This is a genomic window from Streptomyces sp. NPDC045968 (genome assembly GCF_056430475.1).
The window spans coordinates 1-11,925 of the sequence record NZ_JBWKLF010000008.1 but is presented as its reverse complement, the minus strand read 5'-3'; the positions used below and the strand labels follow the sequence as shown (position 1 = coordinate 11,925).

Annotated in this window: 11 protein-coding genes; 7 read left to right on the top strand and 4 right to left on the bottom strand. The window is 71.3% G+C overall.

Annotation, left to right across the window (positions count from 1 at the left end):
* The first annotated feature begins 4 nt into the window (after positions 1–4).
* Together AC07FA_RS22800 and AC07FA_RS22795 are read left to right on the top strand one after the other, a co-directional pair.
* Positions 5–781, top strand: coding sequence for a hypothetical protein (locus AC07FA_RS22800; protein ID WP_479077818.1), 777 nt, complete (start codon positions 5–7; stop codon positions 779–781).
* 143 nt (positions 782–924) lie between these two features.
* Positions 925–2,568 carry a DNA repair helicase XPB gene (locus AC07FA_RS22795; protein WP_479077817.1) on the top strand — a complete coding sequence of 548 codons (1,644 nt, stop codon included), beginning with the start codon at positions 925–927 and terminating at the stop codon, positions 2,566–2,568.
* A gap of 14 nt (positions 2,569–2,582) precedes the next feature.
* Here the strand turns inward: AC07FA_RS22795 and AC07FA_RS22790 are convergent, their stop codons facing one another.
* Positions 2,583–2,723 (bottom strand): hypothetical protein, encoded by a 141-nt coding sequence (locus AC07FA_RS22790; RefSeq protein WP_479077815.1) that lies wholly within the window; start codon positions 2,721–2,723, stop codon positions 2,583–2,585.
* A 351-nt stretch (positions 2,724–3,074) separates the two neighbouring features.
* Here AC07FA_RS22790 and AC07FA_RS22785 point away from each other — a divergent pair, with 351 nt between their 5' ends.
* Together AC07FA_RS22785 and AC07FA_RS22780 are read left to right on the top strand one after the other, a co-directional pair.
* The gene (locus AC07FA_RS22785; RefSeq protein WP_479077814.1) at positions 3,075–5,183 is read left to right on the top strand and encodes a HelD family protein; all 2,109 of its coding nucleotides are present in this window, start codon (positions 3,075–3,077) and stop codon (positions 5,181–5,183) included.
* Between the two features lie 176 nt (positions 5,184–5,359).
* Positions 5,360–5,932: a hypothetical protein gene (locus AC07FA_RS22780; RefSeq protein ID WP_479077812.1), complete on the top strand. Its 573-nt coding sequence runs from the start codon at positions 5,360–5,362 to the stop codon at positions 5,930–5,932.
* A 95-nt stretch (positions 5,933–6,027) separates the two neighbouring features.
* On the opposite strand, the gene AC07FA_RS22775 is transcribed toward AC07FA_RS22780, so the two are convergent.
* Both AC07FA_RS22775 and AC07FA_RS22770 read right to left on the bottom strand, forming a co-directional pair.
* Positions 6,028–6,453: a hypothetical protein gene (locus AC07FA_RS22775; protein WP_479077810.1), complete on the bottom strand. Its 426-nt coding sequence runs from the start codon at positions 6,451–6,453 to the stop codon at positions 6,028–6,030.
* A 71-nt stretch (positions 6,454–6,524) separates the two neighbouring features.
* The gene (locus AC07FA_RS22770) at positions 6,525–7,214 is read right to left on the bottom strand and encodes a copper homeostasis protein CutC (protein WP_479077809.1); all 690 of its coding nucleotides are present in this window, start codon (positions 7,212–7,214) and stop codon (positions 6,525–6,527) included.
* A 247-nt stretch (positions 7,215–7,461) separates the two neighbouring features.
* On the opposite strand from AC07FA_RS22770, the gene AC07FA_RS22765 reads away from it, so the two are divergent.
* Positions 7,462–9,741, top strand: coding sequence for a heavy metal translocating P-type ATPase (locus tag AC07FA_RS22765; protein WP_479077807.1), 2,280 nt, complete (start codon positions 7,462–7,464; stop codon positions 9,739–9,741).
* Positions 9,742–9,837: 96 nt separating this feature from the next.
* Here AC07FA_RS22765 and AC07FA_RS22760 read toward each other — a convergent pair whose 3' ends face one another.
* Positions 9,838–10,572 (bottom strand): GbsR/MarR family transcriptional regulator, encoded by a 735-nt coding sequence (locus tag AC07FA_RS22760; RefSeq protein ID WP_479077805.1) that lies wholly within the window; start codon positions 10,570–10,572, stop codon positions 9,838–9,840.
* A gap of 220 nt (positions 10,573–10,792) precedes the next feature.
* Here AC07FA_RS22760 and AC07FA_RS22755 point away from each other — a divergent pair, with 220 nt between their 5' ends.
* Together AC07FA_RS22755 and AC07FA_RS22750 are read left to right on the top strand one after the other, a co-directional pair.
* Entirely contained in the window at positions 10,793–11,464 is a 672-nt protein-coding gene (locus AC07FA_RS22755; RefSeq protein WP_479077804.1) for a DUF4097 family beta strand repeat-containing protein, read from the top strand.
* A gap of 12 nt (positions 11,465–11,476) precedes the next feature.
* A partial coding sequence (locus tag AC07FA_RS22750; RefSeq protein WP_479077803.1) for an ABC transporter ATP-binding protein occupies positions 11,477–11,925 on the top strand: 449 nt, incomplete at its 3' end.

Below are 11,925 nucleotides of genomic sequence, written 5' to 3'. Positions count from 1 at the left end.
AGACATGTTCCGTCCCTCCCCGCGCTCCTGGCTGCTCCTCGCCGTACCCGTCCTCGCGCTCCTCGTGCTGACGGCGTGGCAGGTGTACCGCCCGGCAGGCTCCGAGCGGCTCATGAGCTCCCGGCTCAGGCTCCCCTCCGAGCCGCTGAAGGACACCCCGCTCCCGGGCAGGGGCGATGCCACGGCGCTGCTCTCGCGGTGCGGAGTGGACGACTGGCCCCGGCCCGTGGCGCGCGGGGAGGGCGAGCGGGGCCGTGACCCGCAGCTGGTGTTCGGCGGCTGGGGCTCGTCCGCCCCGGGGCCGAAGATGCCGGGCAAGCCGCGCTTCACCGTGCACCTGGCCCTGCGCACCGACGGTCTGCCGCTGCTGCTGACCGCGCCCCTCGGCGCCGGCAACGTCACCCTCGACATCTTCGGCCCCCACGGCGAGGGCCGCCGTGCCTCGGTACGGGGCCTCTCGGCCACCGTCGTGGACGCGAGCTTCGAGGGGAAGCCGGTCCGGCCCCCGAAGTCCGGCAGTTTCACCGTCGCCCCCGGCGGGACCCTGCTCGTGGACGTGGACCTGCCCGCGGGCGCCGTGTGCCCCGGCTACACCGTGACCGATGTCGCCCAGTGCCTGCCGGAGTACACCAACGACTCGTCCGACTGCCCGGTGCTCACCCTCACCCTCACCGACCCGGCGATCCGCGCGTACCGCGCCGTGGCGACCGGGCAGGCCCCCGCGGGGCTGAGCGACCGGCTCGTGGCGGTGTCGGAGGAGCCCGAGGTCTCCCGGGCCTGAGCGGTCCGGCCCACGGCCCGTGTGACGGAGACGTCCGCACCCCGGGCCGTTGGGCCACGCACCAATCGCCCCGCATGCGGCACACTGGACGTTTGGCCGTTCCCAGGCCGTTCCCCGCAGCAGAACAGAAAGGGCCGAAGCGCGTGACCGGACCTCTCATCGTCCAGAGCGACAAGACGCTGCTCCTCGAAGTCGACCACGAGCTGGCCGATGCCTGCCGCCGTGTGATCGCCCCCTTCGCGGAGCTGGAGCGTGCGCCCGAGCACATCCACACCTACCGCGTGACCCCCCTCGGCCTGTGGAACGCCCGCGCCGCCGGGCACGACGCCGAGCAGGTCGTCGACGCGCTGGTGGAGTACTCCCGCTACCCCGTGCCGCACGCGCTCCTGGTCGACATCGCCGAGACGATGGCGCGGTACGGCCGTCTCACCCTCTCCAAGCACCCGGTGCACGGTCTCGTGCTGACCACGACCGACCGTCCCGTGCTGGAGGAGATCCTCCGGTCGAAGAAGGTCGCGCCCCTCGTCGGCCAGCGGATCGACCCGGACACCGTCGCCGTGCACCCCTCCGAGCGCGGCCAGATCAAGCAGACGCTGCTCAGGCTCGGCTGGCCCGCCGAGGACCTCGCGGGGTACGTCGACGGGGAGGCCCACCCCATCGAGCTGGCCGAGGACGGCTGGTCGCTGCGCCCGTACCAGAAGCAGGCGGTCGAGGGCTTCTGGCACGGCGGTTCCGGTGTCGTCGTCCTGCCCTGTGGTGCGGGGAAGACGCTGGTCGGGGCCGGTGCGATGGCGGAGGCCAAGGCGACCACGCTGATCCTGGTCACCAACACCGTCTCCGCCCGTCAGTGGAAGAGCGAGCTGATCAAGCGCACCTCGCTGACCGAGGAGGAGATCGGCGAGTACAGCGGTACGCGCAAGGAGATCCGGCCGGTCACCATCGCCACGTACCAGGTGCTGACGACGCGCCGCAAGGGCATCTATCCGCACCTGGAGCTGTTCGACTCCCGTGACTGGGGGCTGGTGATCTACGACGAGGTGCATCTGCTGCCCGCCCCCGTCTTCAAGTTCACCGCCGATCTCCAGGCGCGGCGGCGGCTCGGTCTCACGGCGACCCTCGTCCGGGAGGACGGGCGCGAGTCGGACGTCTTCTCGCTCATCGGGCCGAAGAGGTTCGACGCGCCGTGGAAGGAGATCGAGGCGCAGGGTTACATCGCGCCCGCCGACTGTGTCGAGGTACGGGTCAATCTGACGGACTCGGAGCGGCTGGCCTACGCGACGGCGGAGGCCGAGGAGAAGTACCGGTTCTGCGCCACGACGGCGACGAAGCGGAAGGTCACGGAGGCGCTGGTCGCCAAGCACAAGGGTGAGCAGACCCTGGTGATCGGGCAGTACATCGACCAGCTCGACGAGCTGGGTGAGCATCTGAACGCCCCGGTGATCAAGGGCGAGACGAGCAATGCCCAGCGCGAGATCCTCTTCGAGGCGTTCCGGCAGGGCGAGATCAACGTCCTGGTCGTGTCGAAGGTCGCCAACTTCTCGATCGACCTGCCGGAGGCGACCGTCGCCATCCAGGTGTCGGGGACGTTCGGCTCGCGCCAGGAGGAGGCACAGCGCCTCGGCCGTGTGCTGCGGCCGAAGGCCGACGGGCACGAGGCCCGGTTCTACTCGGTGGTGGCGCGCGACACGATCGACCAGGACTTCGCGGCGCACCGCCAGCGGTTCCTGGCCGAGCAGGGGTACGCGTACCGGATCGTGGACGCGGACGAGCTGCTGACGGAGAGCTGAGCCGGGCCGCGGGGTCAGCCGCGGTGGCGTCGGACGCCCGCCTCTTCCGCGTACTCGCCGAGGACGGCCACGCGGAACGCGGTGCGGATGAAGACCGCGGCGGCGCGGAGAGCGTCGCCGGCGGTCCTGCGGGGGTTCAGGGAAACGGTGCTCATGTATTCCATGGTGCGCCGCCCTGCCCCGCGGGGCATCGGCCTGCGGGCGGAAGCGCGTGGAGGCCGACGTCCCCCTCGGGTCGCACGGTGTCCCCTACGGGGTGGAGCGCGTTCCCCACGGGGTGAAGCGCGCTCAATCCGGTCGACCGGACGGACCGCCGTGGATACAATCGCCGGTCTGCCCGCCTCCCGCACCGTGGTACCGGCCTTCGCCGGCAGCCGGGGGAGCGCCGCCGGCCGGACGGAAACCGGCCGACACCTACGCGTACGTCCCTGAGCGGATCACGTCGCCTCCCGTCGTACAGGAGGGCGCGGTCCGCCGTCCTGCGTTGAAAAGCCGGAGGCAACACCGTGCCCGCGCACGAAGCAGAGAGCGACACCCCCACCGACAGCGACACCCCCACCGATCCTCTGGCCCCCCTGGACCCTCTGGCGCGCGAACGCGCCCATCTCGCCGCGTCCCGCGCCGCCCTGCGCGCGATGCGCGAGGACGTGCAGTCCCTCGACATCCGCGATGTCACCGCGAACTGGGTCAACTCCGTCGTCCTCCAGGCCCAGATCGACGACCGCATCAAGGCGCTCGCCGATCTCTCCCACACCCCGCTGTTCTTCGGGCGCCTCGACTATCTGCACCGGGTGGGCGCGGATCAGGCGGAGGGCGCCGAGGGCGAGCAGTTCTACATCGGGCGGCGCCACGTCCATGACGCCGGCGGCGACCCGATGGTCATCGACTGGCGTGCGCCGGTCTCGCAGCCGTTCTACCGGGCGTCCAGGAAGGACCCGCAGGACGTCGGCCAGCGGCGGCGCTTCGGCTACACGGGCGGCGAGCTGACCGCGTACGAGGACGAGCACCTCACCGACCCGACCGAGGCGGCGCAGACCAGCAAGCTTCTCCAGGCGGAGATCGAGCGCCCCCGCGTGGGTCCGATGCGCGACATCGTGGCCACGATCCAGCCCGAGCAGGACGAGATCGTACGAAGCGGGCTCGGCGGGACGGTGTGTGTGCAGGGAGGCCCCGGCACCGGCAAGACCGCCGTCGGCCTGCACCGTGTCGCCTACCTGCTGTACGCGCACCGCGACCGGCTGGCCCGGACCGGGACCCTGGTGATCGGGCCGAACCGGTCCTTCCTCCACTACATCGAGCAGGTGCTGCCCGCGCTGGGTGAGATGGAGGTGAAGCAGGCGACCGTCGACGACCTGGTGACGGCGCACGTCGAGGTTCGCGGCACGGACGAGGCCGCCGCCGCCGTGGTCAAGGGTGACGCCCGGATGGCGGAGATCCTGCGGCGCGCGATCCGCTCGCACGTGACGCTGCCGACGGAACCGGTCATGGTGGTGCGCGGTTCGCGCCGCTGGCGGGTGCCCGCGTACGAACTCGAAGAGATCGTCAGGGAGTTGCTGGCCCGCGACATCCGCTACGGGGCCGCCCACGAGGCACTCCCCCAGCGCATCGCGCACTGCGTCCTGACCCGGATGGAGGAGGCGGGCGAGGCGCCCGACGACCGGGTGCAGAACGCGGTGGCCCGCAACCCCGCGGTGAAGGCGGCCGTGAAGGCGGCCTGGCCCGCGGTCGACCCGGCGAAGCTGGTGCTGCGGCTGCTGTCCGACCCCGCGTTCCTGGCCGAGCACGCGGACGGTCTCCTCAGCGAGGACGAGCAGAAGACGATTCTCTGGTCCAAGCCGCCGCGCAGCGTGAAGTCGGCGAAGTGGTCGCTCGCGGACGCGGTGCTGATCGACGAGGCGGGCGACCTGGTGGCCCGGACGCACTCGCTCGGTCATGTCGTCGTCGACGAGGCGCAGGACCTGTCGCCGATGCAGTACCGGGCCGTGGGGCGCCGCTGCTCGACCGGTTCGGCGACGGTGCTCGGCGACCTCGCGCAGGGGACGACGCCGTGGTCGACGGAGAGCTGGGAGCAGGCGCTCTTCCACCTGGGCAAGCCGGACGCCCTGGTCGAGGAGCTGACGGCGGGCTTCCGTGTGCCCCGCGAGGTCATCGCGTACGCCTCACGGCTGCTGCCCGCGATCTCACCGGGCCTGGCGCCGGTGGAGTCGGTGCGTGAGTCGCCGGGTTCGATGGCGGTACGGGAGGTGACGGACCCGGCCGGGCTGGACGCGGCGGTGCTCGCGGCCTGCGAGGAGTCGCTGACCCACGAGGGCTCGATCGGCCTGATCGCCGCCGATGCCCGCGTCCCGGCCCTGGCGGAGGCACTGAAGGCGGCGGGCCACGCCTACCTCTCCCCCGGTGAGGAGACGACCGCCGCATCCCGCCTGACCCTCGTCCCGGCCTCACTGGCGAAGGGCCTGGAGTACGACTACGTGGTCCTGGACGACCCGGCGGCCGTGGTCGACGGCGAACCGGACGAACGCACGGGCCTGCGCCGCCTGTACGTGGCACTGACCCGAGCGGTCTCGGGGCTGATCGTGCTGCACGCGGCGCCGCTGCCGGAGGCGCTGGCATAGACGGGGGCAAGGTCACGGGGAGGTAAAATCCTTGATCGCCGATGGCTCGATATGCCGACAATCTCACCCATCGCCGCCTTGTTGGATTCCCAACTCCCCTTAATGATCAAACTCGTTCGCGGCGGGGGGCTGCCCTGATCCGCAATGCCAACTGGACAACAGGGAAGGCGATTCACATGCGCACTCTTCACAAGGCAGGCATCTTCGCCGCTGCCGCCACCGCCTGTGCCACGTCACTCGTGGCCGCACCGCACGCCGTCGCGGGCGACAAGCCGGCCGCCCCGAAGGTGACCGCGGTGAAGCTGTCCCCGAAGGCCGACGCCGAGACGCGGGCCATTGCCGCGAGCCAGAGCGAGGCCGTGGTGGCCGCGGCCAACATCTGCGGCGCCACGTACGAGCTCGATGACGCCAAGCCGCTGCCCAACTCAACGACGCGGCACGGGACCCTGTTCTTCTACAGCAACGCCGGCGCGACGAGCGCCTGCGCCATCCTGGACAACAACACGCCCGGCAGCGCCAATTACATGGACCTGCGGATCTGGGCCGGCAACAACACGGCGGGCGCCGACGTGGACAAGGGCTCCTTCTCCCAGTACGCGGGCCCGGTCTACAGCAGCACCGCCGCCGCCGGAGGCCGGTGCGTCGGCCTGTCCGCGCTGATGAAGAACGAGGCCGGCACCTCGAACCTGATCAACTGGAAGGGCGGCTACATCTTCAGCGCGTCCGCCGGTTCGGAGTGCGTCGCCTGAACGGCCTGACCGGGCCCTGAGCAACGAAGCCCCTGGTGAGCGGTTCTCGGCGGAGAACCGCCCCCACCAGGGGCTTCTGCCGTCTCACGCCCCCGTCACAACCCGTCCGGGGGAAGCGCGGGGATGGCCGCGACCGTCACCGCCCCATCCGGCAGACACTCGATCAGCACGTCGCCACCGAGCGGGTGGAGCCAGAAGTGCGGCTGGGCGTCCTCGATCTCCCGCGCCTGACGCACGAGCAGCCAGGCGGGGAGGACCACGGTCGGTATGGCCAGGTTCCCCCAGAACACGACGACGAGAACGTCCTGCGCCACCCAGGGAGCGCACAGCTCCGCGGCCAGCGCGACCCAGGCGTCACTGTCGGGGCACCAGCGCCGCTCCACGTCCGGAACCCCGCTCCAGTCGATCTCACAACTGCTGCGCGCCGGGAACCTGTTCAGACTCCCGGCCGAGAGCTGCCGGTGGTCCGCGTAGTCGAGCAGCAGGATGTGCTGCACCGCCTCGCCCCGGCGATCGGTCATGGAGGGCGGAAGGTACTCCGGGTGGCTTCCGTAGCCATGGACGCTCATCCCGGTCTCTCTTCGCCCGGCCCTCACCCGTCCAGGGCCACCCGCCACTCCCGTACCGCCGCCGCGTCCACCGGGGCCGACCAGCCGCCCGGGCGGGCCGCTCCGCCGATGTGGACGGCGTCGACGCCTCCCGCGAGGAGCCGGGGAAGGTGGTCCAGGCGGAGGCCGCCGCCGACCAGGATCCTGGGCTCGTACCCGGGCATGCCCGAGCGGGACGCCTCCGCCAGGAGCGTCGGAATGCCGTCGTCGACGCCGGTCGCCGCACCCGCCGTGAGGTAGGTGTCCAGTCCGGGCAGGTCGGCGAGGGACTTGCGCAGGCCGTCGCGGTCGGTGGCTCGGTCGATCGCCCGGTGGAAGGTCCACCGGCAGCCGTTCAGCTCGGCGACGAGGCGTTCGACGGCGACCAGGTCGGGGTGGCCCTCCTCGTCGAGGAAGCCGAGGACGAATTCCTCCGCCCCCTCGGCCCGCATCTCACGGGCCTTCTCCACCAGTACGTCGATGTCACCGGCGGCGAATCCGTCCGCGACCCTGAGCATGACGCGCAGGGGAATGTCCACGGCGGACCGGATCCGCGCGAAGTCCTCGCGTGACGGCGTCAGGCCGTCCGCGGCCATGTCGGCGACCAGTTCGAGGCGGTCCGCACCACCCGCCTGGGCAGCGACCGCGTCCTGCGCGTCGAGGGCGATCACCTCCAGGACTGCACGGTTGCTCATGGGTCCCCATTCCTCCAGATAACAGCTATAGGTCTAGTCCAATGCCAGCCTACGGGTCGCACGACGGAAGGTGCGGTTCCCCATGTAAACGTGCGAGGAGGGGGATGCGCGAGGCCACACGGCCGCAGAGTGGATCAACCCTTGCGTTTTATAGGGGTGGGGGGTATACATGGGTGAGTAGTCGATACCCCCTGGGGGTATCCAACCGGGTAGCCGAGACAGGTACCAGACGCCAGGGAGGAACCCCGTGTCCGCGCACACCGCCCCACCCGACGCCGCCGCAGTCGGCGCCGCCGCCGAGGTCGAGCTCGCCATCGGCGGCATGACCTGCGCCTCGTGCGCGGCCCGGATCGAGAAGAAGCTGAACCGGATGGACGGGGTCGAGGCCACCGTCAACTACGCCACCGAGAAGGCCAAGGTCAGCTACCGGGGCGCGGACGTCTCCGTACAGGATCTGATCGCCACCGTCGAAGCCACCGGATACACCGCACAGGAGCCCGCTCCCCCGGCGCGCGCCGGGGACAGCGCCCCGCAGGAGTCCGAGGCCGACGAACTGCGCCCGCTGCGGCAGCGGCTGCTGACCGCCGTCGCACTCGCCGTGCCCGTCATCGCCATGGCGATGGTCCCGGCGCTTCAGTTCGACTACTGGCAGTGGCTCTCCCTCACCCTCACCGCCCCCGTCGTCACCTACGCGGCCTGGCCCTTCCACCGCGCCGCCTGGACCAACGCCAGGCACGGCGCGGCGACGATGGACACGCTGATCTCCGTCGGCACCTCGGCCGCGTTCCTCTGGTCCGTGTGGGCCCTCTTCTTCGGCACGGCCGGCATGGTCGGCATGACCCACCCCTTCGAGCTGACCATCGGCCGCAGCGACGGCGCCGGGAACATCTACCTCGAAGCCGCCGCCGGCGTCACCGCGTTCATCCTGGCCGGGCGCTACTTCGAGGCCCGCTCCAAGCGCAAGGCCGGCGCCGCGCTGAAGGCGCTCCTGGAGCTCGGCGCGAAGGAGGTCACCGTCCTGCGCGACGGCGGCGAAGTGACCGTCGCGACCGCCGACCTCCAGGCCGGGGACCGCTTCCTGGTCCGCCCCGGCGAGAAGATCGCCACCGACGGCACGGTCATCGAGGGCTCCTCGGCGGTCGACGCCTCGATGCTCACCGGCGAGTCCGTCCCCGTCGAGGTCGGCGTGGGGGACTCCGTCACCGGGGCCACCCTCAACGCGGGCGGCCGGCTCGTCGTCGAAGCCACCCGGGTCGGCGCCGACACCCAGCTCGCCCGGATGGCCAGGCTCGTCGAGGACGCCCAGAACGGCAAGGCCGCGGCCCAGCGCCTCGCCGACCGGATCTCCGCCGTCTTCGTGCCCGTCGTGATCGCCCTCGCACTCGGCACGCTCGGCTTCTGGCTCGGCAACGGCGCGGGTCTCACCGCCGCGTTCACCGCCGCCGTCGCCGTACTGATCATCGCCTGCCCCTGCGCCCTGGGCCTCGCCACACCGACCGCCCTCATGGTCGGCACGGGGCGCGGCGCCCAGCTCGGCATCCTCATCAAGGGCCCCGAAGTCCTGGAAACCACCCGCCGCGTCGACACGATCGTCCTCGACAAGACCGGCACCGTCACCACCGGCCGCATGACCCTCCTCGGCATCCACACCACCGACCACACCACCGAGCAGGAAGTCCTGCGCCTCGCCGGAGCACTGGAACACTCCTCCGAACACCCCATCGCCCAGGCCGTCGCCACCGGCGCCGCCGAACGCACCGGCGCCCCGCTCCCCACCCCCGAGGACTTCGCGAACATCGCGGGCCTCGGTGTCCAGGGCATCGTCGAGGGCCACGCCGTCCTCGTCGGCCGTGAGCAGCTGCTCGCCGAGTGGGAGATCCGCCTGCCGGTGGAGCTGGCCCGCAGCAAGGCCGCGGCGGAGGCCGCGGGACGGACGGCCATCGCCGTGGCCTGGGACGGAGAGGCGCGGGCGGTCCTCGAAGTCGCCGACGCGGTCAAGGACACCAGCGCCGAGGCGATCCGCCGGCTGCGCGGACTGGGGCTGACGCCGATCCTGCTCACCGGCGACAACAGGGCCGTCGCGGAAGCGGTCGCGGCGGAGGTCGGGATCGACGAGGTGTACGCGGAGGTCATGCCGGAGGACAAGGTCGACGTCGTCAAGCGCCTCCAGGCGCAGGGCCGTTCGGTCGCCATGGTCGGCGACGGGGTCAACGACGCCGCCGCCCTCGCCCAGGCCGACCTGGGGCTGGCCATGGGCACGGGTACGGACGCCGCGATCGAGGCCGGTGACCTGACCCTCGTACGCGGAGACCTGCGGGCCGCCGCGGACGCCATCCGGCTCTCGCGCCGGACGCTCGGCACGATCCGTACGAACCTGTTCTGGGCCTTCGCCTACAACGTGGGCGCGCTGCCGCTCGCCGCGGCGGGGCTGCTCAACCCGATGATCGCGGGGGCCGCGATGGCCTTCTCCTCGGTCTTCGTGGTCGGCAACTCGCTGCGGCTGCGGGGGTTCAAGGCTGCCGCGTAGGGGGCGCGCCCCCGACTCCCGTACCGCACACGCCGACGAGGCCGGAGACCCGGCCTCGTCGGCGTCGCGGTGCGAGGGGGGCGGCTCGCGGGCGGCTCAGGCCGTGCTGTCCGAGGTGGTTTCGGGCTTCGAGTGGAGGATCTCGCGGGCCTGGTCCGCCGCGCGGGCGATGCTCTCGCTGACGAAGTCGAGGAAACGGGCGGCGTTCTCCAGGCGGACGGCGGCCGGGGCGCCGGGACCGAGGATGCTGACGCCCTGCCGTGCGGTCTCGACGAGCTGGGCGGTGGACCGGGCGCTGGCCATCATCGACTGGTACCAGACGTCGTCGTCGACGACGTAGCGCTCGCGGCGGCGTTCGTCGCGTTCCCGGCGGACGAGGCCCTGGCTCTCCAGGAACGCGACCGCCTTGGAGATGGACGCCGGGCTGACCTGGAGGCGCTGGACGAGTTCGGACGCGGTGAGGCTGCCCGCGTCGCTGGTGAAGAGGCAGGCCAGCACTCTGGACATCATCTTGGGCGCGCCCGAGGACATGAAGGCGGTGGTGAGCGTCTCCTCGTACTCGCGCACCGCCGCGTCGTCGCGCCCGTGGGCCTGCGGGGCCGTCTGCGGGTCCCGGGGCGCGGCCTGCCTGCGGCGGTGGGCGCGGTGTTCGGTGGCGCGGTGCGCGAGGTCGGCGCGGTACGCGGTGGGGCCGCCGTTGCGCATCACCTCACGCGTGATCGTCGAGGTCGGCCGGTCGAGGCCGCGGGCGATCTCCGCGTAGGCGAGACCGTCGGCCAGCCCCAGCGCGATCTGCTGGCGTTCCTGCTGAGTGAGCCTGCCTCCCGGCATCGCGGTCTCCTCCGTGGTCGGTGATGTCTCCACTATAGCGTTCACCCTCGTTCCATTGCAACGAACACAGCGTGAGCTGTTGCATTAGATCTGCAACCATTGCAACGAAATTCTCTCTCTACCTGCGCTGATGGCGATTCAGCGCAATGACTGCGTTGCCAGATCTCTGAACGCAACGTAGCGTTCACGTCATCGGAAACAACGAGCCGAGGAGAACGCAATGCAGAAGTTCGACACCCCCGCCCCGATCGCCACCGTCCTGGACGTCCCCGCGGGACGCATCCGCTTCATCGCCGCCGACCGGGCGGACACCACGGTCGAGGTTCTGCCCGCGAACGCCGCGAAGGGCGGCGACGTGAAGGCCGCCGAGCAGATCACGGTCGAATACGGCGACGGCGTCCTGCGGATCAAGGCCGCACCGGCGAAGAACCGGATCCTCGGCAGCTCCGGATCAGTCGAGGTGACCGTCCAGCTGCCCGCCGGTTCCCGCGTCGAGGCCAAGGCGGCCAGCGCCGAGTTCCGGGGCGTCGGAAGGCTCGGAGACGTCGTCCTCGAAAGCGCGCAGGGCACGGTCAAGCTCGACGAGACCGCGAGCGCCCGCCTGACCCTCCTCGCCGGTGACGTCTCGGTCGGCCGCCTGGGCGGCCCGGCGGAGATCAGCACCCAGAAGGGCGACATCCGGATCGCCGAGGCCGTGCGCGGCACGGTCGAACTGCGCACCGAGGCCGGCGAGATCTCGGTCGGCGCCGCCCGCGGAGTCTCCGCCTCCCTGGACGCAGGCACCGCCTACGGCCGGATCCACAACGCGCTCCAGAACGCCGAAGGCGCCGCCGCCGGCCTGAACATCCACGCGACCACCGCCTACGGCGACATCACCGCCCGCAGCCTCTGAGGAGCCTTCACCATGACCAACCTGGCCATCGCGGCGAACGGGCTGCGCAAGTCCTACGGCGACAAACTCGTCCTCGACGGGATCGACCTGACCGTCCCCGAAGGAACGGTCTTCGCACTGCTCGGTCCCAACGGCGCCGGCAAGACCACCGCCGTGAACATCCTCTCCACCCTGATCACCGCAGACGCCGGCTCCGGTGACATCCACATCGGCGGCCACGACCTGGCCGCCGACCCGCAGGCGGTGCGTGCCGCGATCGGTGTCACCGGCCAGTTCTCCGCGGTGGACAGTCTGATCACCGGTGAGGAGAACATGCTCCTGATGGCGGACCTGCACCACCTCTCGCGCAGCGAGGGACGGCGGGTCGCAGCCGAACTCCTGGAGCGCTTCGACCTGGTGGAGGCCGCGAAGAAGCCCGCCTCCACCTACTCCGGCGGCATGAAGCGCCGCCTGGACATCGC

Excerpts from the sequence above, each read along its gene's own strand:
- AC07FA_RS22775 (WP_479077810.1), bottom strand. The coding sequence starts at position 6,453 with ATGACCGATCGCCGGGGCGAGGCGGTGCAGCACATCCTGCTGCTCGAC.
- AC07FA_RS22755 (WP_479077804.1), top strand. The coding sequence starts at position 10,793 with ATGCAGAAGTTCGACACCCCCGCCCCGATCGCCACCGTCCTGGACGTC.
- AC07FA_RS22780 (WP_479077812.1), top strand. The coding sequence starts at position 5,360 with ATGCGCACTCTTCACAAGGCAGGCATCTTCGCCGCTGCCGCCACCGCC.
- AC07FA_RS22760 (WP_479077805.1), bottom strand. The coding sequence starts at position 10,572 with ATGCCGGGAGGCAGGCTCACTCAGCAGGAACGCCAGCAGATCGCGCTG.
- AC07FA_RS22790 (WP_479077815.1), bottom strand. The coding sequence starts at position 2,723 with ATGAGCACCGTTTCCCTGAACCCCCGCAGGACCGCCGGCGACGCTCTC.
- AC07FA_RS22770 (WP_479077809.1), bottom strand. The coding sequence starts at position 7,214 with ATGAGCAACCGTGCAGTCCTGGAGGTGATCGCCCTCGACGCGCAGGAC.
- AC07FA_RS22800 (WP_479077818.1), top strand. The coding sequence starts at position 5 with ATGTTCCGTCCCTCCCCGCGCTCCTGGCTGCTCCTCGCCGTACCCGTC.